Raw genomic sequence first — 25,046 nt, forward strand, 5'->3', positions numbered from 1 at the left:
AATAGGTGGGTGAGGTGCCAAAATGAAACGCAAATTGCAGCTATCTGGTTTGATCGTCTTGTTAATCACCATCGGCATCTTCGCAGCATGGGCGACAGCGCCTGACCCCAAATATAACATCGCCAGCTTTGAAGACACACCGCTGCAACCGGCCATCGCACCGCTCGACAAGGCGATAACCCTGGCGCAATTCCATGACGAAGCCGATGTGACGCACACCATGCTGGTTACCGGGTTTGCCGGGGATACCGTCATCGGCATTGATCTTGTTGCCATGGGCGCGAAACCTGAAGATGATCCATTTGCCGCTCTCGCATCCCTGCCCCGCTTGCCACAAAGCGCTGCGGATATTGCCGATTTGCCGACAACAACAATGGTCATGTCGCGCCTGCTCCCCAGCGGCAGCAGCGGTGAGCGCCATATCGGCACCGGGACCAACTTCCCCGAACATGCCGAGGAAGCCAATAGCGGCTCGGTGTTCCAATTCCCGAAATTCGGCGCAGCGACCCCTGCGCGAACCGAAGTGCAGGCCAGGCCCGGCATATTGCTCGATTATGAAGTCGAACTGTGCATGCGCTTTGACCGCGACATTGCGTCGCTGGCCGATTTTGACGCGGCGGTGAAGAGCGTGTTTCTTTGCGGCGATTTCACCAACCGCAATGCGCTTGTCGAGCTTGCCGATCCAGACAATCTCGATTCCGGCTCCGGCTTCAGCGACGCGAAAAGCGGGCCGGATTTCTTTCCGACCGGGCCATTTTTGGTCATCCCCAAAGACTGGCGGAGCTTTGTCGCCGAACTGCGGATGACAACAATGGTCAATGACGAAGCTCGGCAGGACGCACGCGGCGGTGAGATGACCCTCGACTTCCGCCAGCTCGTCACCAAGGCGCTGGGCGACATGGCCGAGCCGCGCTTTCTCTATAAGGCGGATCGGGTCTATCTCGCCAATGACCGCAAGATCGCCAAGGACATGACCCTGATGTCGGGCACTGCAGAGGGCACGATCTTCACCCCGCCCAGCCGCGCCGACATAATCGAGGGCGTGCTGCGCTATGCCGCCAATGGCGGGCCGTTGTCAGAGCAAGGCCTGATAGACACCGCCAAGGCGCAGTTTATTGAAAATGAGCTGCAGTCCGGTCACTTTTTGCAAGCCGGAGACAGGGTGGAACATGGCTCAACCTATCTCGGTAGTATCGAGGTTACGGTTGCTGAGTAAGCCTTGCGAATCCGAGTCGCCTGCACTTATTTCGGTGACAGCACCATCAGCATCTGGCGGCCTTCAAGGCGCGGATAGGCTTCCACCTTGGCGTCTTCCTTGGTGTCTTCCTGCACCCGCTGCAGCAATTGCATGCCGAGCTGCTGATGCGACATTTCACGCCCGCGAAAGCGCAGCGTGACCTTGACCTTGTCGCCCTTTTCGATGAACTGATGCACCTTCTTCATCTTGACCATATAGTCATGGTCATCGATGTTGGGCCGCATCTTGATCTCTTTAATATCCTGTGTTTTCTGAGTCTTGCGCGCAGCATTGGCCTTTTTCTGCGCCTCATATTTGAACTTGCCGACATCCAGAAACTTGGCCACTGGCGGTTCGGCATTGGGGGAGACCTCGACCAGATCAAGACCAACCGCACGAGCACGATCAATCGCTTCCTCGGTATTCATGACGCCCAGATTTTCGCCCTTGTCATCGATGACACGTACATTGGGCGACTGAATAAAATCATTGAAACGGGGACCGTTTTTCGGGGGCGCGGACGGTCCGCGACGGGAATATGGCGGGCGTATGGGTCTATCTCCTTGTGAGTCTTTCTTGATTGCGCCTGTGTAGGGATTTCAGCGGCGCAAATAAAGGGGTGGTAACGAAAAGGCGCGGCATTGCGGCGTTTATGCCACTATCGCCGCGCCATTCTCTGTGTTCATCATTGCGCCAAGGGTGGTGCGTTATTCGCCCTTATGCTCTTCGGCATGCGCGCTATGGTCATGGTCATCGCCATGTTTGTGATCTTCATGGTCATGGTCGCCATGATCATGATCGGCGTGATCATGATCCGCATGGTCTCCATGGTCATGCCCGGCATGGTCGGAGGCTTTGATCTCTTCCAGCCCACGTTCCTTTAGCCAGTTGCGCATCCAGGCGATTTCTTCCTCCTGCGCCTTGATGATGTTGCGCGCCAATTCCTTGGCTTCCTCATCATCGCCATGTTCGAGCACGATATTCGCCATATCCACCGCGCCCTGATGATGCGGGATCATGCCCTGGATAAAGGCGGTGTCGGCGTCTTCGTCAATCACGCCCATACCGGCATGCATTCGTTCATTGGCCTCGGCATAAGCCTTTTGCGGAGCGTTGAGATTGGTGGTTTCAGGCGCACTCGCTTCAGCCGGCTCCTCTTCCAGAAACGGGCTTTTCTCTTCGGCACATCCACCTAAGGCGAGGCCCAAAGCTGAGGTCAGTGCCAATATGGCGATTATGCTAGCGTTTTTCATCGCTATTCGATGCTCCCTTTTTTAATGTATATTGAATAGGTCTAACCTGGCTCGGTCTAGCTGTCGCTGAGTTCCAAACGTTTCTCTATACGGTCTAACCGCGACTGGATGCTGCTGATAGCGCCATCTTGTGACAATTCGGTCTGCATAAAACCAGCCATATGCGCTTTCAGCCCACGCATATCCGCTTTGATATCAGTCACATCATCGCCAAGAGAGACCAGCTTGGTCTGCATTGCCTTGAGCGTCTCATATATAAGCTCATTGGTGACATTATCTGCCATGGTTCGCACAATCCTTTGCATTTGAGCTAGCTTCTCGAAGTACAAATATAGCAGCGGAAGCTGAAAAGGCCACTTTCCAGCTTATCGCAAATCCGGTGGTGTTACTTCCTCGAGCAGCATCGCAATCGCCTCGTCGAGCGAGACAAATTGCTGTTGCTTCTCGCCCAGCTTGCGCCAGGCGACGGTACCCTTCTCGGCTTCCTGCTTGCCGACAACCAACAGATTGGGCACTTTTTTGAGGCTATGCTCGCGCACCTTATAGTTGATCTTTTCGTTGCGCAGATCCGCCTCGGCGCGCAGGCCAGCGGCCTTGAGCTTAGTCAGCACCTCTTGCGCATAGTCATCGGCGTCCGAGACGATGGTAGCCACCACCGCCTGTCTCGGCGCGAGCCAGAGTGGCAGCTTGCCTGCATAATGCTCGATCAATATGCCGATAAACCGTTCCAGCGAACCGAACAGCGCGCGATGCAGCATCACCGGGCGATGGCGCTCGCCATCCTCGCCGATATAGCCGATATCGAACGCTTCGGGCAGGTTCATATCGACCTGCAGTGTGCCGCATTGCCAATCGCGGCCAATCGCATCGCGCAGCACAAACTCCAGCTTGGGCCCGTAAAACGCGCCTTCGCCTTCATTGATCGAGTATTCCAAGCCCATGGCATCAAGCGTATCGATCAGCGAGCCTTCCAGCACGTCCCAGACTTCGTCAGAGCCCATGCGGTTTTCCGGCCGTGTCGACAGCTTTATCCGCACATCGTCAAAGCCGAACTCGCGATAGATATCGAGCACCAGCTCTACCACAGCGCGGTTCTCATCATTGAGCTGATCGGGTGTGCAGAAGATATGCGCATCATCCTGGGTGAAATGGCGCACACGCATCAGGCCGTGCAGCGCACCGGACGGCTCGTAGCGATGCACCTTACCGAATTCGGCCATGCGCAGCGGCAGATCGCGATAGCTTTTCAGGCCATGCGCGAACAGCGATACGCCACCGGGGCAGTTCATCGGCTTCAGCGCAAAGACACGGCTGTCCTCGGTCTGCGTCGTGAACATATGCTCGTGATAGTTGAACCAGTGGCCCGATGTTTCCCAGAGGCTGCGGTCCATCACATCGGGGGTATTGACCTCGACATAACCGGCGCGCTCCTGACGGCGGCGCATATAGGTGAGCAGGTTCTGGAACATCTGCCAGCCATGCGGATGCCAGAAGACCGCGCCCGGACCGAATTCCTCGAAATGGAACAGGTCGAGCTCGCGGCCCAGCTTGCGATGGTCGCGCTTGGCCGCTTCTTCCAGCCGGTGCAGATGGGCATTCAACTGCTTTTTGTTGAGCCAGCCCGTGCCATAGATGCGCGTCAGCTGTGCGTTCTTCTGGTCGCCGCGCCAATAGGCTCCGGCGACGCGCATCAGCTTGAATGCCTGCGGGTCGAGCTTGCCCGTCGAGGCGAGATGCGGCCCGCGGCACATATCCAGCCACGCGCCCTCGCTGCCCGGTTCGCCCGACCAATAGACTGTCAGCTCTTCGTCTTCGGGCAGTTCCTTGGCCCACTCGGCCTTGAACGTCTCGCCTTCCTTTTCCCATTTGTCGATAAGCTGCTGACGACTCCATACCTCGCGCACCAAGGGCTTATCGGCTTTGATGATCTCGCGCATCTTTTCCTCAATCGCGGGCAGATCATCCAGACTGAAGGGCTCTCGCGAGGCCGGGGCCATCACGTCATAGTAAAAGCCATCCTCTGTCGCCGGGCCGAAAGTAATCTGCGTGCCGGGCCATAGGGCCTGTACCGCCTCGGCGAGCACATGGGCATAGTCATGCCGCACTAGCTCAAGCGCGTCTTCTTCATCGCGATTGGTGATGAGCGCGAGGTCGGTATCATTATCCAGCGGGCGCATAATATCGCGCACCTCGCCATCAATCCGCGCCGCCATCGCCGCTTTGGCGAGGCCGGGGCCGATATCCGCGGCGATCTCAGCCGGAGTGGTACCCGATGCGACTTCACGTGCAGAACCATCGGGCAGTGTGATCTTGATCATCTTTGTCATCGCGTCTCATCCATCATTTAGCCGCGCATTGGCATAAATAACGCGGCGATTAAAGCTGGCGTCGCGAAGTTTTTGACGATTTTTCGATGAAGCCGACGCCCCGCCTCATCCAAACCGGAGGCGGGTGTGTCTCGATTATGGCTAGTTAACGCCAGCCACAGACCATCCGCCCCCGAACGTCGGGGTGGTAGTAGTGGTCGTGGTGGTCAGTGCGTTGGCCATCAGGTCGATATAATGATTCGATGTTGCGAAGTCACTAACAAACGCGTGCCTATAGTCTATTTTTTAGACTTATCTTGCATCGTGCGGTTTTAGCTGGCAGCAATGGTGCATGGCTGACTCTCATGAAAACGCAGGCAAGGCCTGCATCATAATCGGCGCGGGTGATGATACCGGCAGCGCCATTGCCCGGGCCTTTGCCACCAAGGGATATACCATATGCGTGTCGCGGCGTCCGCGTCATGCCGAGGCGCTGGATACACTGGTGAGTAGTATCGAGGCCGAAGGTGGCAAGGCAGTGGCCTGCCCAGTGGATGCCCGTGATGAAGAGGCGATGGAAGCCTTGTTTGCGCAGATAGAGCGCGATGTCGGGCCGATTGAGGTCGCGGTGTTCAATATCGGAGCCAATGTGAACTTCCCGGTGCGCGAGACGACGGGCCGGGTCTATCGCAAAGTCTGGGAAATGGCAGCCTTTGCCGGTTTCCTCACAGGGCGCGAGGCGGCGAAGCATATGGTGCCGCGCGGCACGGGCACGATCCTGTTCACCGGTGCCACCGCCAGCGTGCGCGGCGGCAAGGGCTATAGCGCCTTTGCCGGGGCCAAATTTGCACTGCGGGCGCTGGCGCAGGCAATGGCACGCGAATTGGGGCCGGAAGGCATCCATGTCGCGCATATCATAGTCGATGGCGCGATTGACTCGAACTTCATTCGGCAGAATGTCCCCGATGTTGATGCGAAGCGCGCGGAGGATGCGATCCTCTCGCCCGATGCCATTGCCGCCAATTATGTCATGCTGCACGAACAACCGCGCAGCGCCTGGACGCATGAGCTTGATTTACGACCCTGGAAGGAAAACTGGTGATGCCCAAGACTGTTGAATTTCTCTTCGATTTTGCCAGCCCCAATGGCTATCTGGTGCACCGCGCTTTGCCGGCGATCACCGCGGATACTGGCATAGAGTTCGAATATTCTCTGGCGCTGCTCGGGGGCATTTTTAAGCTGACCGGGAATCAGGCGCCGATGGTGGCCTTTGGCAATATCCCCAAAAAGCTCGCCTATGAGCAGCTGGAAATTCAGCGGTTCGTCAAGAAATACGCCATCGATCAGTTCCAGTTTAACCCGAACTTCCCTATCAACACCGTGCTGCTGATGCGCGGGGCGCTGCTCGCGGAGAAAGAGGGGCGCCTGACCGAGTATATCGAGACCGGCCTGCAGCATATGTGGGAGCGCGGCACCCATATGGGTGACAAAGAAGCCTTTGCCGCTGCTATGACCGAAGAGGGTTTTGACGGCGACGCGCTGGTCGCTGCCTATGACGATGCCGCGATCAAGCAGGACCTGATGGAGCGCACGCAAAAAGCCGTAGATCGCGGCGCCTTTGGCATCCCGACCTTCTTTGTCGGCGATGAGATGTTTTTTGGCAAAGAACGGCTAGGCCAGGTCGTAGAGGCAGCACTGGCGGAGTGAGCTTACGAGCGGGGCAGGTAGTGCTGATGCAGAGACCTGCACCGCTCAATTAGAGGATTACGCCAGCGCGATATGGCGCTTCATATGATGATCGATATTGCCGAACTCGGAATCGAAGATCGTCAGCCGTTTGAAATAGGCGCCAATCGCCAGCTCATCGGTCATGCCCATGCCGCCATGGATCTGGATCGCCTCCTGGCCGATATGATGCGCCGCCTGTCCAACGCGGACCTTGGCGGCGGAGACCGCCAGCTTGCGCTCGCGCTCCTCGGCATCGAGCTTCAGCGTCGCGAGATAGGTCATCGACACGGACTGCTCATATTCGGTGTACATATCGACCATGCGGTGTTGCAGCACCTGAAAGCTGGCTATCGGAACGCCGAATTGCTTGCGCTGCTTGGCATAGTCGAGCGTCATCGCATGCGCGACTTTCATCACGCCGCAAGCCTCGGCACATTGCGCCGCAATCGCTTCATCGGTGACCCGTTCGATCAGCGGCAGCGCGCCGCCTTCCTCACCGATCAGTGCATCCGCCGGGACCGAGACATTCTCGAAATAGACCTCTGAGGCATGGCGGCCATCGACTGTGGGATAATCGCGCGTCACCACGCCCTTGGCGGATTTGTCGACGACGAATACCGAGACCCCATCCGTCTCGCGCTGCCCACCTGAGGTGCGCGCGGTGACGATCAGATGGCTTGCCCAGGGCGCGCCGATAACCACCGCCTTATGGCCATTGAGCACATAGCCGTCACCGTCCTTCTTCGCGGTGGTGGTGAGATCAGCATAGTCATAGCGGCCGCGCGGCTCGGCATAGGCGAAGGCGTAGGTGCGGCTGCCATCGACAATGCCGCCAATATGCTCTTCCTTCTGCGCCGCGCTGCCAGCGTGCTTGAGGAAGCCGCCGGCACAGACAACCGTCGGCACAAAAGGTTCGACCACCAGCCCTTTGCCAAACTCTTCCATCACCACCATGGCATCAACCGCGCCGCCGCCAAAGCCGCCATCTTCTTCGGCAAAGGGCATGCCGAGAATGCCGAGCTCCGCCAGTTGCGCCCATATTTCGGGGCGCCATCCGGCCTCGCTGTCGACCACGCCGCGGCGCGTGTCCCAGTCATATTGCTCGCGTACCATGCGCGTCAGGCCGTCGCGCACCATCGTCTGTTCTTCGGTAAAGTTGAAGTCCACTTGGCGTTCCTCTCTCGTGTCCTTGGGTTTCTTAAAGGCCCAGGATCATCTTGCTTATGATGTTGCGCTGAATCTCGTTCGATCCGCCATAGATCGATGTTTTGCGCATGTTGAAATAGGTCGATGCGGCATGTTGCGCATAGTCCGGGCCGACCGGATACTGGTTCGATCCGGCATCGGCGATGCTGCCATATAGCGGCGTGCCATAGCTGCCGACTGCCTCCAGCGTAAGCTCGGTCAGCCGCTGCTGGATCTCGGTGCCCTTGATCTTGAGGATCGAGCTTTCCGGCCCCGGCCCCTTGCCCGCCTGTTCCCCGGCCAGCGTGCGCAATTCGGTGATTTCCAGCGCCGCCAGATCAATCTCCAGCTGGCTGACCTTGCGGGCAAAATCAAAGTCGCTCATCAGCGGCTCGCCATCGAGCAGCTCTGCCCCGGCAATTTCACGCAGCTTTTCCACCCCGCGCTTGGAGCGCGCCACGCCCGCAATCCCGCTGCGCTCATGCGCCAGTAGGAATTTTGCATAGGTCCAGCCCATATTTTCCTGGCCGACCAGATTTTCCACCGGCACACGCACATCGGTGAGCCAGGTCTCATTGACCTCATAACCGCCATCGATCAGCTTGATCGGACGCACTTCCACGCCCGGCGTGTTCATATCGACCAGGATGAAGCTGATGCCTTCCTGCGGCTTGGCAGCATCGGGATCGGTGCGGCACAGGAAAAAGCCCCAATCGGCATATTGCGCCAGCGTCGTCCAGGTCTTCTGGCCGTTAATCACATAATGGTCGCCATCGCGGACCGCGGTGGTCTTGAGCGAGGCAAGATCGGAGCCTGCACCCGGCTCGGAATAGCCCTGACACCACCACACATCGCCCGAACGGATACCCGGCAGATGCTGTGCTTTCTGCTCGTCATTGCCAAAGCTGTAGATCACCGGACCGACCATGGAGACGCCAAAGGGCAGCGGCATCAGCGCATTGACGCGGGCATTTTCCTCCGACCAGATATAGCGCTGTGTCGGCGTCCAGCCGGTGCCGCCATATTCTGTCGGCCATGCCGGAACCGACCAGCCCTTTTCGCCCAGCACCTTATGCCAAGCGAGAAAATCCTCACGCGGCAGATCCTCGCGCATCCCGGCATCGGCGAGATGCTTGGGATAGCTGGCTTCAATAAAGGCGCGCACTTCCTGACGAAAGGCAATCTCTTCGGGCGTGAACTCAAGATTCATGGCATCGCTCTCTTATGATGATTGTTTTGCGGCAGTATCTAACAGTTGTGAGGCGCTGCGCAAAGCTGAAAAACCGCGCATTTGGCGGGGAAGGGGGTGTTGTGCGGTGGGGCGAGGCGGCGGGCTAAGCATTCCCTAGCGTCGGTTTCGGGATGTGGAGAAATGCAAAACAATGGCGCGCGTACCAGCCCCTCATCCTTTAGGGGAGGGGCAGCGAGACTTAGCGCCGAAGCTTCAGCGAAGGCGGTTAGTCGCAGCGGGGTGGGGCTATCCGCTTGTGTCCAGGTAAAAGCTATGTTTCGGACGGCCCCCGGTCATTTGTCCGAAAAGGTTCGATTGCGGGCAGGCTGTGAGAGAGTATGCACCAGTTGGAGGCACTCCTGAGGATCAGGCCATAATCTGTGCCATAGGCTCCTAAGGGTAACACTACTCGCTAATCGTTGGATAATAGCAGTGGTGCAAATGTGAGGTTATTGCAGGTGCCATCCATTGTACCGTATTCATCAGACGGTGAGTGTCGGCACCACCACCCACTTTGGCTATGACGGTCTGGACCTGACTGGAGAATATGCCCAGTCGAACAGTCTGTTACGCCGGCTCGGCATTGAGATGGTGGCCCGTATCATCTCATAGCTTCGCTTACGCCTTGCGTTCCATGGTTATGGTATAAAAACACAGGCACCGGCAACAGCTTCACCATGGCGTTTATCCAACCCGGGCAATCGACGCCTTATCTCACAAATAGCATTGTCGAGATCACGGATGCAGAGATAGTAAAGGTCGAGCGCGTTGCCTATCAAAGTTTAGCGGATGGCCGTACATTTAATTATGATTACTCCCAGTTTCTCCCTCCTGTATCACCTGGTAGCAATCGTACTCCGCTACCCGTGCAGACAGGGGCAAGCTATACGGATAATAACGGACATCGCGTGACTTTCGAATATGGCGTGTTCCCAGATCCATATAGTTTCTACCAGGGACCAGGAGTGGTTCTGGGCGGCACAACACCGCCTTCGCCGGTGAACTGGGGGGATGTGAACTATCAGGTAACGCCGGGCCCAGTGTTGATCCGAGATCAGCTAAATCGTGAATGGAAACTGGACTATTGCGACCCGCTGGTCGAAGCCAACCTTCCTTCCGGTCTGGTTCATCGATGCTCGGTAATGCCCAATCCGGTATCATCAGAAGACCCTGAAGGACGCGTCTCTGAATATCGCTACAGCGGTACGACCAGAAATATCATTGAGACGCGGACAAAAGCCAAGCCCGGCTCAGGTGAGGCCGATATTGTTACCAGTTCTGGATACAGCAACTGCCTTAATCCCAAATTTTGCGCCAAGCCAATTCGCACGACCGAAGCGAAACGGCAATGTGACGGATTATGAGTATGCGTCATCGCATGGTGGTGTGACACGGGTTCGTGGTCCTGCGGTTGGTGGTGTGCGTCCTGAGACGCGGTATAGCTATGGGCAATATTATGCCTGGACGCGTGCTGGCTCGGGCAGCAGCTTTGTGCGGGCGGCAACGCCTGTCTGGCTGTTATCGAGCGAGCGGACCTGTATCAGCAGCGCGATGACCTCTTCTGGCTGTGCTGGCGGTGCAGCCGATCAGGTGGTGACCAATTACCAATATGAAGCAGGCAATGCCTCGCGAGGCAGCAATTTGCTGTTGCTGGGAACGGCGGTGACAGCGCGCAATGCCTCTGGCCAGACCGAGACGCTGCGCACCTGTTATGCCTATGACGATCAGGGCAGGCGTATCAGCGAGACCTCGCCGCGCGCCAATCTGTCGAGCTGTCCATCATGAGGGGGCGTATGATGTGCAGGTCAGGGATTCAGGGGGCTGTGATGAGCAAGGGTCTGATGCACCGGAATAGCCTGTTACAACTTCTGGCCGCGCTTCTGCTCCTGGTACTGCCATCTGTGGCATCGGCACAGTCCTATACCAGCCATGTGCGCTATGATGATCTGGGCCGCGAGGTGGGGACGATCTCGCCTGATCCGGATAGCGGTGGCACCCTGCCGCGCCTGGCAACGCGCACGACCTATGATGGGCGTGGCAATGTGATCCGGGTGGAGACAGGCACCATTACCAGCGTCCCTGCCGCAAATGTGCTGCCTGCCGCATGGTCTGGCTTTACCATGCATAATCAGGTCGATACGCAATATGACATCATGAACCGCAAGACCCGCGAGACAATGCGTGGCTCTAACAATGCAGTCTATGGTGTTACCGATTACAGCTATGACAATGTCGGCCGACTGGAATGCACCGCGGTCAGAATGCGTTTTACCAGCCTGCCGAGCAATGCCTGTACGCCAAGCGCCGGTGGCGTGGATGGCCCGGACCGGATTACCCGCCATATCTATGATGCCGCCGGCCAGTTGCTGCAGCTGCGCAAAGCTGTTGGTACGCCGCTGGAACAGGCCTATGCCACCTACGACTATACCGGCAATGGTTTGCAGCGCACGATTATTGACGCCAATGGTAACAGAGCCCGTTTGGAATATGATGGTTTTGATCGACTAAAGCGTTGGCGCTTTCCCGGCAAGGCAAAGCCGTTAAACTATAATGATGCAACGCCCACTACCGCCTTTAACAGCGCCGGTGCAGTGTCGCCCGGCGACTATGAACAATATGGTTATGACGTCCATGGCAATCGTACCAGCATGCGCAAACGCGATGGTCGGGTGATCACCTATCAATATGACACGCTAAACCGGATGATCGCAAAGATCATCCCCAATGGTTCTGGTCTGGCCGCCACCCATACCCGCAATGTCTATTATGGCTATGACCTAAGAGGCCTGCAGACCTATGCGCGGTTCGACAGCCATGGCGGCGGTGATGGCATCCAGACCAGCTATGATGGCTTTGGCCGGGTTGCCAGTTCAAACAACACCATGGGCGGGTGGAACAAGACGCTCTCCTACCAATATGACAGCAACAGCAACCGCACCCGAATTACCCATCCTGACGGTACCTACTTTAACACCAGCTATGATCAGCTGGACCGGCAATTTGATGTCCGCGAAAACGGCAGTGCGCGGATAAGTGCATATCGCTATCATGTCAGAGGCCAGTTCGCATACAATTATCGGCACAGCGGTCTCTATGACTATTACAATTATGATGCCGCTGGTCGTGCTAGTAGGCTGCGTTTCTTTAAGCCAGGCGGCACCGACTATGTCGACTTCACTTTCGGCTTTAATCCCGCAGGCCAGATCAAGAGCCGCACGACCAGCAATGACAACTATGCCAATACAGCGCATTATGATGTCGACCGCAATTATGCTGTGAACGGTCTCAACCAATACACCTCAGCCGGCACTGCCAGCTTCACCCATGATGCGAATGGCAATCTTACTGCTGATGGCTCTGTAAGTTTTACCTATGATGTCGAGAACCGCCTGGTGCAGGCCATGGGCGCAAAACAGGCGACGCTGACCTATGACCCGATGGGGCGGTTATGGCAGGTCGATGGTACGGCGGCAGGCGGCACCATCACCCGCTTCCTCTATGACGGCGATGCGCTGGTGTCGGAATATGACAGCCTGGGCAATGTAATCGAACGCTATGTCCATGGCGTGGGCGCTGATGTCCCGACCCAATGGTATGAAGGCAGTGCGGTCAATAGCAGCACCCGGCGCCATCTGTTCGCCAACTGGCAAGGCTCGATCGCGCTGATCAGTGATGCCACAGGCAATACCGTCAACATCAACGCCTATGATGCTTATGGCATTGCCAATGAGACCAATATCGGCCGGTTCCAATATACCGGCCAGATCGCCATCCCCGAGCTTGGGCTCTATCATTACAAGGCAAGGGTCTACTCCCCCACGCTCGGCAGGTTCCTGCAAACCGATCCCATCGGATATGAGGATCAGGTGAACCTCTATGCTTATGTCGGCAATGATCCGGTTAATATGGTCGATCCTATGGGTATGTATGAATGTAACAATCGCAAAGACTGCTCCACAGCAAGACGCGGGGTCGAAGAGATTACACAGGCTAGAGACAATATGCGCACTCAGGCACGACGGGCGGGAAGGAATCTGAAGCGAAAAATGGCTTTTGATAAGGCTGCGGATCAAATGGATACTGTGTTGGAAACATTGGGTACAGAAAATGACGGCAATCGTCTGACAATAAGAACAGGTTCTTTGCCAAAGAATAATTTTGGAAATTTCAACCCCAATGATAACAGTATTACAATAGATACAACACAGGCCATATCAAGTAACAAGAGCTCGGGTATAGGACACACGCTTGCCCATGAGGCTAGTCATGCTAGAGATCATAGGCTAGGTTCGGGTCAAAATTGGTGGCGTCGAGAGGCTAGAGCTCTTGCTATTGGTATCCATGTAGACATTGGCAATCAAACCCGAAGTCATCTTTATCGGCCTGGGTTACGCGGCAAGGGTATTAGAAATAACATAAGAGAGAACCTGAGAAAAAGATGTCAAGGAAGAATGGGAGGTATGACAAATTGTTCAGCGCTTTCTCGAAGATATGTTCCCTAGTATTCGTCCTACCACTTTGTTTTTTCGCCGTATCTTGTGCCATCGGCGATGAGCAGGAAAATTTGCTTCTTGAATCATGTTGGTACCCAGAAGATGGCAAAGCACAATATCTAACCGCCATTGTCCTTATACACGAGATAGATAGTGCTTATTATGGCAGGGCATATTCATTATTCTGCGCAAACGACATAGATAATCCAGCATACTTTCAAGGCCAATTAAACTTGCCTTTAGAGAAAGATAAGATGCGCTATAAAAGTCAAACTATATCTCCTGGAACATTGTCTCATGGGATTGAGCTTAACTCTCTAAAGTATATTGTTATTGTTGAAGGGCATGGCGATGTCTTAAATTCTGAATACTATGGTATAGAAGCTCACACACTGGATTTTCAAGATGTTGAGAATGTTGAGTTTGTACAACATAATTATGAAGAATTATGGAATATGAAAGAGAAGGATTTCAGAGACATATTGAATAGTATTTGGAGAGAATAAAATGGTTGCGGTGACAGCTTACTAAATCCCTAAATGGGGCCGTGCTTTACAATCCCGCAGGCCAGATCAAGAGCCGCACGACCAGCAATGATAACTATGCGAACACAGCGTATTATGATGTCGACCGCAATTATGCGATGAATGGTCTCAACCAATACACCGCCGCCAGCCTATCGAGTATCACCCATGATGCCAATGGCAATCTGACCGCTGATGGCAGTGTGACCTTTATCTAGATGCAAGAGAACCGCTTGGTCAAAGCCATGTGCGCGAAGCAGGGGCAGCTTTAATCTTCACAAACACCCTTGCTGTGGCCGATAAATATCTACCGTTTGATAGATTGCCTGTTCATTAGCCAGCACCCGCACTATCCATCGTTGAGGCATCTGCTCAACCGCCAATTACGGTGACAGTTTACTGAATCCCTAATTAGGCACCTTCAGATTACAGGTTAGGCACCTTCAGATTACAGGCAATTAAAGTGGCCAGATCAAGAGCCGCACGCTGGACAATGACAGCTATGCCAACACCGCGCATTATGATGTCAACCGCAGCTATCAGGCAAACGGTCTTAATCAATACACCTCAGCCGGCGCTGCCAGCATCACCCATGATGCGAATGGCAATCTTACTGCTGATGGCTCTGTAAGTTTTACCTATGATGTCGAGAACCGCCTGGTGCAGGCCATGGGCGCAAAACAGGCGACGCTGACCTATGACCCGATGGGGCGGTTATGGCAGGTCGATGGTACGGCGGCAGGCGGCACCATCACCCGCTTCCTCTATGACGGCGATGCGCTGGTGTCGGAATATGACAGCCTGGGCAATGTAATCGAACGCTATGTCCATGGCGTGGGCGCTGATGTCCCGACCCAATGGTATGAAGGCAGTGCGGTCAATAGCAGCACCCGGCGCCATCTGTTCGCCAACTGGCAAGGCTCGATCGCGCTGATCAGTGATGCCACAGGCAATACCGTCAACATCAACGCCTATGATGCTTATGGCATTGCCAATGAGACCAATATCGGCCGGTTCCAATATACCGGCCAGATCGCCATCCCCGAGCTTGGGCTCTATCATTACAAGGCAAGGGTCTACTCCCCCACGCTCGGCAGGTTCCTGCAAACCGATCCTATCGGATATGAGGATCAGGTTAATCTGTACGCTTATGTCGGCAATGACCCGGTTAATCTGGTGGATCCTACTGGGATGTGGGGTTGGCTGGTGAAATTTGTCAAAGACGGCGTTAAGAAGATCGCCAAAGTGTCAAAGGAAGATGCAGTTAAAGCGCGAAGAAGTGGTCAGAATGTTCAGGCCAGATCGAGGCAAGAGGCTCGCCAAATAGAACGTCAAGTCAGTGATGATCCTAGCAAGCTGAAACGACACAAAGGCCATGATTTAAGGGACAGCGATGGCAATCCAACTGGTCAGCAAGGTCGGCCGCACTACCAAACTGAGGGGCAGCGGGGTCACACATTTTGGTCGGCAACTGGAGCGCTGGCATTCCTCGAGCAGGCTCTTGATGTGATTGACCAGCTAACGAATCCCTTTTACGTAACTGAAATGGGCGATGGCACTTGCCCTGCAAGCGGTTGTGGCCAGCCAATGTCGCCATCGGAGGCCTCACCAGGGCCCGCAACAGATATTGGTGCTGAGCAAAGAAGCAACAGCGATCGTCCGATAAGCGGCGCTGCGGTTGTGGTGTGCCGAGCACGGGCGAGTCGAATCGATACAGGATGCTAGCCTCCGGCCTTGGGGGCTGTTCGAAAGCGGAATAGGATCGAATGAAATGAGCGTGTATGAGATTATGTTTGAGGGGATTTTCGCTCAAGATTGGTTGCGACCGAATGGAAGGTTTGCTGGAATCGAAGGATTTTATGCGCTTCGCCAGATCGCAGCTAAATCCGTGGGCGAAGCTGTAGAAAAAGGGGCGGAAGCTATTCGCATGGAATTAGCTTCTGAGGACAATGCCCTGGCTGCGAATTTGGAGCGACTAATTCCAAGCGAATCAAGAATGCTCGATAACTTTGACAGACCGCCTGCATCTGGATTTACCTTTTTCTGATTTTCAGAATTACAAGAATTGGATGATTTACTGAATTCCGAAATATTTCGCGCTACGTACAATCCGTCCAGCCCATCGAGCTTCATCCATGATGCGAATGGCAATCTGACCTCTGATGGCAGTGTGACCTTTATCTAGATGCAAGAGAACCGCCTGGTACGGGCCATGGGCGCGAAACAGGCAACGCTGACCTATGATCCGATGGGGCGGTTATGGCAGGTTGATGGCACGGCGGCAGGCGGCAGCATTACCCGCTTCTTATATGATGGCGATGCGCTGGTGGCGGAATATGATGCTCTGGGTAATCTTACCGATCGCTATGTCCATGGTGTCGATGCCGATGTCCCCACCCAATGGTATGAAGGCAGCACGGTCAATAGCAGCACCCGGCATCATCTGTTCGCCAACTGGCAAGGCTCAATCGCGCCTTTGCGGGCATATGCCCTTCCCAGTGTCTAAAGAATAGAAGGGAGCGCCACGGATAGAATCCATCCGCGCGGCGCTGATGTAATCCGCTAGCTCCTCGGCCTTCAGCAGGCAATAGACTGAGGTCTCCGATAGGAAGTACCGGTTCTTAAGAGTAAGCTCAGCGAGGCACTCCTTCAGATCACGAGACTTACAGCGCAGACCCTCAACCTCGTACGTAATCGCAAAACGGGTAGTGTCATAAGCAAGCCCAAGCTTACTGGCTTCCATGAACTCCTTGGGCCAGGTGTAATGCCGGTTCTGTATCATCCCTTCTCGGCATGAACCTTGACTTACTGTTCTTTGAGTATTTGATTCTTAAGTCTTAACTGCAATCTGTGTCTTGGGTGCGGACCGGCGATGATTCATAATGATCATTGTCGGATGTACAGCCAGCAGCTGCAAAGAGTATCATTTTTTGGCAATGCAGGCCTTGCTGCAAGGCCAGATACCATGGCCACCGGCGATGAAGTCCGCCTCCTCATCGGTGATCTGGTATTTGCGTCCGATCCTGAAAAGGATGGAACCCATATCCATGTTCCTTTCATCAAGGAAGTATTCTACGCTCCAGCGCCAATTTGGGTTTGTTCGCGCAGAGTCTTCCGTTTTCTTCTTGGTCATCGCATCATTCCTTTTCAAAAACAGGCTGGACCCTGGGCGACATCCTGACAAACTCACGCTTGCGTCTTCCCTGATAGTCCAGCAGCTGGAATTCCTTCCCCATATCCTGATCATGAAACGCCAAAAGCTCACAGTGGCGATATGGATTGATATAGATATTTGCGCTGCGGATCTCATCCATCCCATTGGCCACCAGTGTCTGTACGATACAGTCCACGGCGTCCAGAAACTCATGCGCGCTATAAGCGCCGCTCATCCGAATTCGCATTGATTACCTCCTAAGCCGACCTTCAAAAAGCCGGGTCGTGGTAACACCCGCGACTGAGTCCGAGCGCGCTGCCGTCTTTGGGCAGAGCCTTGGACATGCACGACAGCGACCCGGCCAGAATGCTCTGGCCAAGGCTCAGTCGTGCATCAGGGTTACCACGCCCCGTGCCGCGTTTTCGATGCGGCAGGGTTATGTTGCATAGATGAAAGCCGATGTCATCTCCCCACGCAAAACAAGCAACGAGAAGCTGAGACAAAACTGTATTCACACTCCTGCGTGCTATCCGAGCAAGCATTGTCTCCTATGAGTCAAATCAGTTATATCAATAAATGGCAGCGGACCTGCACAACCGCGGGATGAAATGGTCCCAGTTCTAACCACAAACCCTACTCGCCAAGCGTGGCTTGGTTAGTCCTTGCGCGATGATGAATCTTGATTGCGCTGAAGCCCGTCGCAGTGCGACGGGTCCAAAGAAGAAGCCGGGCTAGCGCGCAGCCCTCAAACTATGGCCATTAAGGGCCGGTGTGTGGACTGTCTCCATTTAGCTTATTTTGTACATTAAGCAGACGATCTCGCAGCATCTCTGTGCCATTTGGACGCCTCAACCAATCACTTTAGATTATAGGGCCTAGAACTCCCCTGCAACGCCTGCCCTTACTGCGGTAGAATTGCCGCCTGCATAGCTGACGCCCGCGGTGATTGCGAAGGGCGTTTCGCTGTCGAGGCGATGCATCAGACCGAGTGAGAAACCGACCTCACCGCGATAGACGGCGAAGTTGCTGGCATAGCTTGTGCGCCCGGCCTCGCTGGGGAAATGCGGGTTGGCTTGGGCTGCAATCGCAGCGATGCCGCGTTGGGCGTCCCTGTCGACAGTGTTGGCGAGATCAAAGGCGGCGACCATCTGTCCTTCGAGTGTGGCCACACGCCCATCGAGCTGGCTCAGAGATGCAAGGTTTAGACTGCTGGTCCCGAGATTGCCCAGCGCATCGGTTGTCACCAGGCTGACAGCGCCTTGTTGGGCCGCATTGCTCGCATCTGAGGTGATGCCCGCGAAGCGATAAGTGGCGACCTCTGATCCCAGTGCTATGAGGTTAGGCTGGTTGGCAATCGCGCCGGTGCCGATGGCAACCGCGCCATCGGCTGTCGCCATGGCACCATTGCCCAGCGCCACTGCACCATTGCCGGTGGCAACATTGACATTGCCAAGCGCAACCGCACCTGTGCCGGTGGCTATATTCCCCGCGCCGAGGGCCACGGCTCCGGTACCGATTGCACTATTGGGATTGCCTATAGCGACGGCGCCATCACCGCTTGCCATATTGCTATAACCGATGGATACCGACTGGCCATTGCTGGCTTCGGCCATCGACCCAATAGCCACCGAACGGTCACCCGATGCCGTGCTTTGCGGGCCAATGGCAACTGCGTCGCTACCGGTTGCGACGGAGCCGTCTGCGGTGGAGTTCACCGCGAAATATTCCAGCTCCTCGCTGTTGGTCTCGGCGAGGGTCAGCGCGGCATCGGCTTCCATCTGCGCTTGCAGCGCTGTTGTGCGCGCATCATCGGCATCGTTCTGCGCATCCAATGCTCGCTCAAAGGCGGCATCCGCCTGTGCCAAGGCTTCCACGCTATTTTCTCCAGCCATAGCTGCTGCTACAGCCGCTTCACGCGCTTCTATGCGTGCCTGATCGGCAACGTCCTGTGCTGTCGCTGCATTGGTGAAAGCCTCATCCGCACGCGCCTGGGCTGCAGCGGCATTAGTGATCGCGGTATCCGCTGTGCCCTGTGCTGTGGCTGCGTTTATGCTTGCCGTATCCGCTGTGTTCTGAGCAGTCGCGGCATTGGCGATTGCTTGGTCTGCAGTATCCTGTGCTGCGGCAGCACTCGCTGAATTAGCTGCGATTTCGCCATTCTGCAAAGCGTTTTCACTTAGTGCTTGGTCTGCAGAAGCTTGAGCCGCTGCAGCATCTGCAATTGCAGTATCCGCTGTATCCTGCGCAGCAGCTGCGCTGACAGCGTTAGTCGCGATCAATCCATCTTGTGTTACATTTTCGGCTAAGGCCTGATCAGCTGACGATTGGGCCCTCGCAGCGTTAGCAAGAGCCGTATCTGCTGTCCCCTGAGCCGTCGCGGCATTGGCCAGCGCCTGATCCGCCGTGTCCTGCGCTGCCGCCGCATTTGTGATGGCTGTATCAGCAGTGTCCTGCGCCGTAGCTGCACTAGCCGTATTGGCGGCAATCAAGCTATCCTGCGTCGCATTTTCGCTAAGAGCCTGGTCTGCCGATGATTGCGCCGCCGCTGCATTGGTAAGCGCCTGTGTCGCATCGTTCTGGGCGGCATCTGCCATTGCTTGGGCGCTAGCAGCATCAGTGAGCGCTTGGCTGGCATCGTTCTGGGCCATATCTGCTGCTGCCTGTGCAGCATCAGCGCTGGACTGTGCCGTCGCCGCATTGGCCAGCGCCTGATCCGCCGTGCCCTGCGCTGCCGCCGCATTCATGATGGCTGTATCAGCAGTGTCCTGCGCCGTAGCTGCACTAGCCGTATTGGCGGCAATCAAGCCGTCCTGTGTTGCATTTTCATTCAGAGCTTGATCTGCCGATGATTGCGCCGCCGCTGCATTGGTAAGCGCCTGTGTGGCGTCATTCTGGGCCGAGGCCGCATCCGACAAAGCCTGTGTCGCATCCGCCTGTGCAGCACTGGCAGCAGTGCTTACTGTGTTAAGCTGCGCCAGATTGACGGCGTCATTATCCTGTGTTCCCGCAGCGACATTGACGATCTGCCGCTCACTGCCGACGGCGCCAACCGAGACGCTATTGTCACGGTCCGCAACCGAGCCTGCACCGAGTGCGACCGCATTGGTGACATTCATGGCCACACTGGCGCCATTGCCCAGGGCAACACCATTGGTTGCGCCCATATTGACAAGCGCGCCCTGGCCGATAGCTATTCCGTCAGTACCCAAAGAAACGGCTGCCGTTCCTGTAGAGTTCACATCAAAATATTCTAGTTCCTCTGCATTGGCGTCGGCGCTGGCCTGTGCCGCATCAGCGCTATCCTGCGCATCCGAAGCATCAGACAAAGCCTGATCCGCGTCCGTTTGTGCATCATTGGCGGCGGTCTGTGCTGTTGCCGCATCGGCAAGTGCCTGAGTTGCATCGGTCTGGGCGTTATCTGCTGCGGTTTGCGCGGTCGCCGCATCCGCCAGTGCCTGTGTCGCGTCACCCTGCGCCGCTGCAGTAGCCATGGATACGGTGTTGACTTGTCCTACGGTTGCCACGTCTGTGTCCGCCGTGCCGTCGGCGACATTGACAATACGGCGTTCCGAACCACTGGCCCCCATGGATACCGTATCCGCCTGATCAGCTAGCGAGCCAGCGCCGATAGCCACTGCATTCACTGCGGTTGCTGATGCCCCTTTACCGAAGGCCAGGCTGTTTTGCGCACTTGTGTCAATAAAGGCGCTCTCGCCTATCGCCACACCATCGGCAGCCAATGCTCTGGCGTCATCGCCAATGGCAATGCCGTTATCACCCTCGACCACGCTGTCATCACCAATAGCAATCGAATCATCCGCAATGGCGGAAGCCTGGGCGCCCAACGCTACGGCATCTTCTCCCGATGCCAGACTTTCCGAACCCAAGGCCACGGCAAAATCGCCTTCTACTAGCGCATTGAAACCAATCGCAACGCCATCAACATTGGCAGCCGTTGCAAAAGTGCCGATGGCAACCGAGTCGAGCCCAACCGCGGAGGCACCATCTCCCGTAGCAATCGAACTGTCACCCAAAGCGACAGCATCCGCCCCAAGCGCTATGGCAAAGTCACCTATGGCCTGCGCACCGATCTCGATATCGGGATCAGAAGGAAAGTCGACGTCATTACCATCGCTGCCAATCGCAATCGCACCTTCCCCGCCAGCGATCACGGTGCGTCCAACCGCAATTGCACGCTCATTGCCTGCAAAAGAACCAGCGCCTAATCCGACGCCGTCAGTAACGGCCACTGAGCCCGACCCCAAGGCCGTGGCGTCCGCACCAACGGCTTCTGCCGCATTGCCGATCGCGGTTGCGTCACTCTCGGTCGCTTCCGCGCTATAGCCGATCGCGGTCGCGCTGCCGCCCGTGGCTTCTGCCAACCCGCCCAGTGCAACGGTTTGGGACTGGGTCGCCTCGGCCCTTTCGCCGATGGCAACTGCCACTGCTCCTCCAGCGACCGCCTTCTGACCAATGGAGATAGCGTCCGCACCCGTCGCGCTCGCCGCCGTGCCGGTGGAGTTGACCACGACATAGTCGCTACTGGTAAAGGTCGCGCCACTGATGGCGGTATTGAGTTGCCCCAAATTGACAGCATCCGTTGCGGCAGTTCCGTCCGCTACATTGACGATGCGGCGCTCATTGCCTGCAGAGCCGACCGACACGGTATTCGCTTCGTTCGCTATAGAACTGCTTCCGATAGCTAAAGCGTTCTCGGCCGTGGCGGCAGCGTCGGCACCGAAGGCCGCTGCACCTTCGGCATTGGCAAGCGCGCCATTGCCGTCGTCGTCCAGATCGCCACCAATAGCGATGGCTGTAAAGCCGCTGACATCAACACCTTGGCCTATGGCGATGCTGTCTGTCTCGCTTGCAGCTGCACCATCACCAATGGCGATGGCCGCACGATCACTAGCACTCGCACCTTCCCCAATAGCGACAGTGGAGGTGTCCGTCGCCGCGCTGGATTCACCGATTGCGACAGCCTCAAAGCCCGATGAAACTGCACCAACACCAATCGCCAGGGCATTCGTGTTTGTTGCCTGCGCACCCGAGCCGATACCGATTGCGGCTATGTTATTAATCTGCACATCATGGCCAATCGCAATCGCACGCCCTCTTGTCGCTGAAGCCCCTGTTCCGTCGTCATCCAGATCGCCGCCAATGGCTATTGATCCCAGATTGGTGGCCTCTGCATCGGAACCTATTGCCACACTGTCATTATCGCTCGCAACGCTACCCACGCCGATGGCAATGGCATCCGTTCCGCCTGCGCTTGCTGCGGCACCGGTGGAGTTGGCGACGAAATAATCGCTGCTGGCAAAGGTCGCGGCACTGACGGCAGTGTTGAGCTGACCCACAGTGGCGGCGTCGGTGTCTGCTGTGCCAGCGGTGACGTTGACAATGCGGCGTTCGCTGCCGGACGCACCCACCGAAACCGTATTCGCCTGATCGGCAACGGAATTTGCTCCCAAGGCGACCGCGTTCTGAGCCGAAGCGTTTGCAAATCCCCCCAGTGCGATAGCCCCGTTTTGGCTCGCTGCGCTGGAGCGGCCTAAGGAGAGCGCATCAGTTCCAGAGGCGTTGGCCTGTCGACCGAGCGATACTGCGCCAATTGCGGTCGCCTGCGCATCTGTCCCGACCGCGACCGCTGCTGTTGCTGTTGCATCGCTGTTCTGGCCAATGGCCACCGCTTCGTTAGCGCTGGAAATCGCGATCCGCCCCAATGCGGTGCCAAAGGCTCCGGCTTGCGCGCCCGCCCCAATCGCAGTGGCATCTTCACCTGTGGCCTGGGAATCGCCGCCAACAGCGGTTGCGTTGATTCCCGAGGCGAGAGCACCTTGGGTGCCGCCATCAACGCCATCGCTGCCAATGGCGATGGCATTCTCGCCAGTGGCATCGCTGTTTGTGCCTATCGAGATAGTTGCAGAGTTGCTGGCCGTGCTCTGCACGCCAAGCGCAATCGCATTTGACCCGCTCGCGCTGGCATCGCCGCCCACAGCGGTCGCCCCATCGCCCGAGGCCGTCGTGCCGGTTCCGTCTTCGTTAAAGTCACCGCCGATGGCGACGGATGCAAAGCCGCTGGCGCTGGAGATGGTGCCAATGGCAATCGAGTAAAGATCGTTGGCATTGGCAAAAGAGCCAACCGCAACCGCCTCAAAACCGGATGCAGCCGCGTTGCTGCCAATGGCCGTTGTACCGTTGTCAGTGGCCTGAGCGTTATTCCCGATTGCCGTGGCGCTGTTGCCGCCTGTCGCCGACGCGCCGGGACCGCAAGCGAGATTACTCGCATCGCCATCATCATCCGCTCCACCATCGGTGTCGACCCCGGCGGTCGCAGTGCCATCGCCATTTGTGTCCAGCAAACATGTCTCGGCTTTCGCCTCTGGTGCCAGTGCGCTGTTAACACTGACAACGCCAAAAACTATGGCGGTTGAAAGCAAATATCTGGTCTTCATCGTGGCGCCCCTTCCTCATTACTCTCATTTGTCAATTGTCTTTGGGCTATCGATGAAGGCCGACACTGACAATGCGTGCAGGCGGTGCGGCGGGCAGATTGAGACGCTCGATAAACAGAATTGAGACGCACGGGAAAATACCCTAGAATTGGTCGTATTTCGTTTACATGAGGAACAATGCAGAGACCTGTATTTGCATGAAAAAATGTTGGAAAAGGCATCGCGGTGATCAGCGATAGCGACCATCCCAACCCTGGCCTGATAATAAAAAGATGACAGAAAAAGCCGATACCCTCCAGCATATACGCATCGATTCGACCGACATGTCAGAGCCGCAAATGCTCGCGCTGTTTCAGGGCTTTATGCCGCCTGAGTTCTCGGTTTCTGCCTTGCCGACAACAGGGCGACAGCGGAAAGCGCTTTCCGGTGGGGGGGAGACTTGGGTGCTCGATAGCCTATCCGCTTCGATAGATTATAATATCAATTGTCGTCTGCAGCACCGCTGTACGGACGAAATGGCAAAAATCGCTCGCTTACGGGTTATCACAACAGGCAGTGTTCATGGTGTGGTTGAGGGCGAAACAATATCGCTGCGCCCCGGTGACGTTATGGTCGAGGCCAGCAATATCTCCTTTCTGCTCGATCTGGAGGATTTTGGCTGTCAGGTCATCGGAGTTTCTGTGGCGCTATTGGGGCATGATCTGGTCACAGACCTGACCCATCACAAAATACCAGCAGACGCTCCCGAAGCGGTGATGATAGCTGCCAGTATGGCGGCATTTTTTGGCGGGTTAAAGTCTGCGGATGGCGAGCAGGCCGAACATATGGGCCAGCTATTGGCCGCGATACTAAAGCGGCAGCTTGAAATGCTGCAAAAGGAAAGACAGCATGAAGCCGACCGCACACGCGGCCAGCAAATGCGAATGCTGCGCTATATTGAGGAGAATTTGGCGGATCATGCCCTCAGCATCACCGACCTAACCGAGCAATTCCCGCTCTCGCGCGCCGTAATCTATCGTATGTTTGAAGAATATGGCGGTGTCAGCCACTATGTCTCCAGACGCCGCCTGTTCCGCGCACTCAGCTATCTTGTATTTGACAGCTTTGAGCGACCTATAGGCGAGATCGCGCAAGCGGTAGGCTTTGCCAACAAAGCACATTTCTCAAGCAGCTTCAAAAAGCAGTTCGGCGTATCGCCAAGTCAGGCAAGGGATGATTTTAGCTTCGACCGCGCAAATGCGCTAGAGCCATCACAAAAGCCCAAGGAATCCGGATTATTGCTCCGCGAATTGCTTAATCGGTCGCAGAATATCTGAGTGGAAACGAATTGCCAATATCTGTTTCTGACCGAACGGAAGCTTAGGACCGATCTTTGCGCGAAAAGCTCAATGGCGGCGAAACCGTCTCGGTCCTGGTCCGCCAGTTCAGTATCTCGCGTCAGATGAGCACGTGTGTGAACGTTGGTTTCGTTCCATCTCGT

The 25,046-nt window shown here is 56.0% G+C and carries 22 protein-coding genes; 13 read left to right on the forward strand and 9 right to left on the reverse strand.

The genetic code is table 11. The features are described 5' to 3' along the window. The first annotated feature begins 22 nt into the window (after nt 1–22). Nucleotides 23–1,216: a fumarylacetoacetate hydrolase family protein gene (locus RB602_RS02155; protein ID WP_317082545.1), complete on the forward strand. Its 1,194-nt coding sequence runs from the start codon at nt 23–25 to the stop codon at nt 1,214–1,216. Between the two features lie 26 nt (nt 1,217–1,242). Here RB602_RS02155 and infC read toward each other — a convergent pair whose 3' ends face one another. The 4 genes from infC to thrS form a co-directional block, all read right to left on the reverse strand. After that, nucleotides 1,243–1,788: a translation initiation factor IF-3 gene (infC, locus tag RB602_RS02160; RefSeq protein WP_317084625.1), complete on the reverse strand. Its 546-nt coding sequence runs from the start codon at nt 1,786–1,788 to the stop codon at nt 1,243–1,245. Nucleotides 1,789–1,944: 156 nt separating this feature from the next. Then, complete coding sequence (gene copM / locus RB602_RS02165; protein WP_317082547.1) at nt 1,945–2,490, reverse strand: CopM family metallochaperone; 546 nt, start codon at nt 2,488–2,490, stop codon at nt 1,945–1,947. A gap of 56 nt (nt 2,491–2,546) precedes the next feature. Next, nucleotides 2,547–2,774, reverse strand: a complete 228-nt coding sequence (locus RB602_RS02170; protein WP_317082548.1) for a hypothetical protein — start codon at nt 2,772–2,774, stop codon at nt 2,547–2,549. 81 nt (nt 2,775–2,855) lie between these two features. Beyond that, nucleotides 2,856–4,817 carry a threonine--tRNA ligase gene (thrS, locus tag RB602_RS02175; RefSeq protein WP_317082550.1) on the reverse strand — a complete coding sequence of 654 codons (1,962 nt, stop codon included), beginning with the start codon at nt 4,815–4,817 and terminating at the stop codon, nt 2,856–2,858. Nucleotides 4,818–5,148: 331 nt separating this feature from the next. On the opposite strand from thrS, the gene RB602_RS02180 reads away from it, so the two are divergent. Together RB602_RS02180 and RB602_RS02185 are read left to right on the forward strand one after the other, a co-directional pair. Further along, nucleotides 5,149–5,898 carry an SDR family oxidoreductase gene (locus tag RB602_RS02180; protein ID WP_317082552.1) on the forward strand — a complete coding sequence of 250 codons (750 nt, stop codon included), beginning with the start codon at nt 5,149–5,151 and terminating at the stop codon, nt 5,896–5,898. After that, the gene (locus RB602_RS02185; protein WP_317082554.1) at nt 5,898–6,503 is read left to right on the forward strand and encodes a 2-hydroxychromene-2-carboxylate isomerase; all 606 of its coding nucleotides are present in this window, start codon (nt 5,898–5,900) and stop codon (nt 6,501–6,503) included. The genes RB602_RS02180 and RB602_RS02185 overlap by 1 nt, the downstream gene beginning before the upstream one ends. Nucleotides 6,504–6,560: 57 nt before the next feature. Here RB602_RS02185 and RB602_RS02190 read toward each other — a convergent pair whose 3' ends face one another. Together RB602_RS02190 and RB602_RS02195 are read right to left on the reverse strand one after the other, a co-directional pair. Further along, nucleotides 6,561–7,691: an acyl-CoA dehydrogenase family protein gene (locus tag RB602_RS02190; RefSeq protein ID WP_317082556.1), complete on the reverse strand. Its 1,131-nt coding sequence runs from the start codon at nt 7,689–7,691 to the stop codon at nt 6,561–6,563. 31 nt (nt 7,692–7,722) lie between these two features. Beyond that, the gene (locus RB602_RS02195; protein ID WP_317082558.1) at nt 7,723–8,919 is read right to left on the reverse strand and encodes an acyl-CoA dehydrogenase family protein; all 1,197 of its coding nucleotides are present in this window, start codon (nt 8,917–8,919) and stop codon (nt 7,723–7,725) included. A gap of 489 nt (nt 8,920–9,408) precedes the next feature. Here RB602_RS02195 and RB602_RS02200 point away from each other — a divergent pair, with 489 nt between their 5' ends. The 9 genes from RB602_RS02200 (at nt 9,409) to RB602_RS02240 (ending at nt 16,463) form a co-directional block, all read left to right on the forward strand. Further along, nucleotides 9,409–9,552 carry a hypothetical protein gene (locus RB602_RS02200; RefSeq protein WP_317082560.1) on the forward strand — a complete coding sequence of 48 codons (144 nt, stop codon included), beginning with the start codon at nt 9,409–9,411 and terminating at the stop codon, nt 9,550–9,552. A gap of 65 nt (nt 9,553–9,617) precedes the next feature. After that, on the forward strand, nt 9,618–10,304 hold the full coding sequence (locus RB602_RS02205; protein ID WP_317082562.1) for a hypothetical protein: 687 nt from the start codon (nt 9,618–9,620) through the stop codon (nt 10,302–10,304). Next, entirely contained in the window at nt 10,291–10,725 is a 435-nt protein-coding gene (locus RB602_RS02210) for a hypothetical protein (RefSeq protein WP_317082564.1), read from the forward strand. Before RB602_RS02205 ends, RB602_RS02210 begins: the two co-directional genes overlap by 14 nt. A 41-nt stretch (nt 10,726–10,766) precedes the next feature. Then, nucleotides 10,767–13,442 carry an RHS repeat-associated core domain-containing protein gene (locus RB602_RS02215; RefSeq protein WP_317082566.1) on the forward strand — a complete coding sequence of 892 codons (2,676 nt, stop codon included), beginning with the start codon at nt 10,767–10,769 and terminating at the stop codon, nt 13,440–13,442. A gap of 62 nt (nt 13,443–13,504) precedes the next feature. Further along, nucleotides 13,505–13,939 (forward strand): hypothetical protein, encoded by a 435-nt coding sequence (locus RB602_RS02220; RefSeq protein ID WP_317082567.1) that lies wholly within the window; start codon nt 13,505–13,507, stop codon nt 13,937–13,939. 41 nt (nt 13,940–13,980) lie between these two features. Then, on the forward strand, nt 13,981–14,175 hold the full coding sequence (locus tag RB602_RS02225; protein WP_317082569.1) for a hypothetical protein: 195 nt from the start codon (nt 13,981–13,983) through the stop codon (nt 14,173–14,175). Nucleotides 14,176–14,443: 268 nt separating this feature from the next. Beyond that, nucleotides 14,444–15,682, forward strand: a complete 1,239-nt coding sequence (locus RB602_RS02230) for an RHS repeat-associated core domain-containing protein (protein ID WP_488663493.1) — start codon at nt 14,444–14,446, stop codon at nt 15,680–15,682. A gap of 46 nt (nt 15,683–15,728) precedes the next feature. Next, the gene (locus RB602_RS02235; RefSeq protein WP_317082573.1) at nt 15,729–16,004 is read left to right on the forward strand and encodes a hypothetical protein; all 276 of its coding nucleotides are present in this window, start codon (nt 15,729–15,731) and stop codon (nt 16,002–16,004) included. A 138-nt stretch (nt 16,005–16,142) separates the two neighbouring features. Continuing rightward, nucleotides 16,143–16,463 (forward strand): hypothetical protein, encoded by a 321-nt coding sequence (locus RB602_RS02240; protein WP_317082574.1) that lies wholly within the window; start codon nt 16,143–16,145, stop codon nt 16,461–16,463. 417 nt (nt 16,464–16,880) lie between these two features. On the opposite strand, the gene RB602_RS02245 is transcribed toward RB602_RS02240, so the two are convergent. From RB602_RS02245 to RB602_RS02255, 3 genes are all read right to left on the reverse strand, one after another. Further along, entirely contained in the window at nt 16,881–17,090 is a 210-nt protein-coding gene (locus RB602_RS02245; RefSeq protein WP_317082576.1) for a hypothetical protein, read from the reverse strand. Between the two features lie 4 nt (nt 17,091–17,094). Continuing rightward, nucleotides 17,095–17,346: a hypothetical protein gene (locus tag RB602_RS02250; RefSeq protein WP_317080278.1), complete on the reverse strand. Its 252-nt coding sequence runs from the start codon at nt 17,344–17,346 to the stop codon at nt 17,095–17,097. A gap of 640 nt (nt 17,347–17,986) precedes the next feature. Further along, nucleotides 17,987–23,566, reverse strand: a complete 5,580-nt coding sequence (locus tag RB602_RS02255) for a beta strand repeat-containing protein (RefSeq protein ID WP_317082578.1) — start codon at nt 23,564–23,566, stop codon at nt 17,987–17,989. A gap of 272 nt (nt 23,567–23,838) precedes the next feature. Between RB602_RS02255 and RB602_RS02260 the strand changes: the two genes are divergently transcribed. Beyond that, the gene (locus tag RB602_RS02260; RefSeq protein ID WP_317082580.1) at nt 23,839–24,882 is read left to right on the forward strand and encodes a helix-turn-helix transcriptional regulator; all 1,044 of its coding nucleotides are present in this window, start codon (nt 23,839–23,841) and stop codon (nt 24,880–24,882) included. The last annotated feature ends 164 nt before the right edge of the window (nt 24,883–25,046 follow it).

This window comes from Parasphingorhabdus sp. SCSIO 66989 (assembly GCF_032852305.1).
Lineage (GTDB): Bacteria > Pseudomonadota > Alphaproteobacteria > Sphingomonadales > Sphingomonadaceae > Alterisphingorhabdus > Alterisphingorhabdus coralli.

Coding starts and splice junctions, on each gene's coding strand:
- RB602_RS02245 (WP_317082576.1), bottom strand. CDS start 17,090: ATGACCAAGAAGAAAACGGAAGACTCTGCGCGAACAAACCCAAATTGG.
- RB602_RS02250 (WP_317080278.1), bottom strand. CDS start 17,346: ATGAGCGGCGCTTATAGCGCGCATGAGTTTCTGGACGCCGTGGACTGT.
- RB602_RS02205 (WP_317082562.1), top strand. CDS start 9,618: ATGGCGTTTATCCAACCCGGGCAATCGACGCCTTATCTCACAAATAGC.
- RB602_RS02215 (WP_317082566.1), top strand. CDS start 10,767: ATGAGCAAGGGTCTGATGCACCGGAATAGCCTGTTACAACTTCTGGCC.
- RB602_RS02195 (WP_317082558.1), bottom strand. CDS start 8,919: ATGAATCTTGAGTTCACGCCCGAAGAGATTGCCTTTCGTCAGGAAGTG.
- RB602_RS02155 (WP_317082545.1), top strand. CDS start 23: ATGAAACGCAAATTGCAGCTATCTGGTTTGATCGTCTTGTTAATCACC.
- thrS (WP_317082550.1), bottom strand. CDS start 4,817: ATGACAAAGATGATCAAGATCACACTGCCCGATGGTTCTGCACGTGAA.
- RB602_RS02240 (WP_317082574.1), top strand. CDS start 16,143: ATGCAAGAGAACCGCCTGGTACGGGCCATGGGCGCGAAACAGGCAACG.
- RB602_RS02260 (WP_317082580.1), top strand. CDS start 23,839: ATGACAGAAAAAGCCGATACCCTCCAGCATATACGCATCGATTCGACC.
- RB602_RS02185 (WP_317082554.1), top strand. CDS start 5,898: ATGCCCAAGACTGTTGAATTTCTCTTCGATTTTGCCAGCCCCAATGGC.
- RB602_RS02180 (WP_317082552.1), top strand. CDS start 5,149: ATGGCTGACTCTCATGAAAACGCAGGCAAGGCCTGCATCATAATCGGC.
- copM (WP_317082547.1), bottom strand. CDS start 2,490: ATGAAAAACGCTAGCATAATCGCCATATTGGCACTGACCTCAGCTTTG.
- RB602_RS02255 (WP_317082578.1), bottom strand. CDS start 23,566: ATGAAGACCAGATATTTGCTTTCAACCGCCATAGTTTTTGGCGTTGTC.
- RB602_RS02235 (WP_317082573.1), top strand. CDS start 15,729: ATGAGCGTGTATGAGATTATGTTTGAGGGGATTTTCGCTCAAGATTGG.
- RB602_RS02170 (WP_317082548.1), bottom strand. CDS start 2,774: ATGGCAGATAATGTCACCAATGAGCTTATATATGAGACGCTCAAGGCA.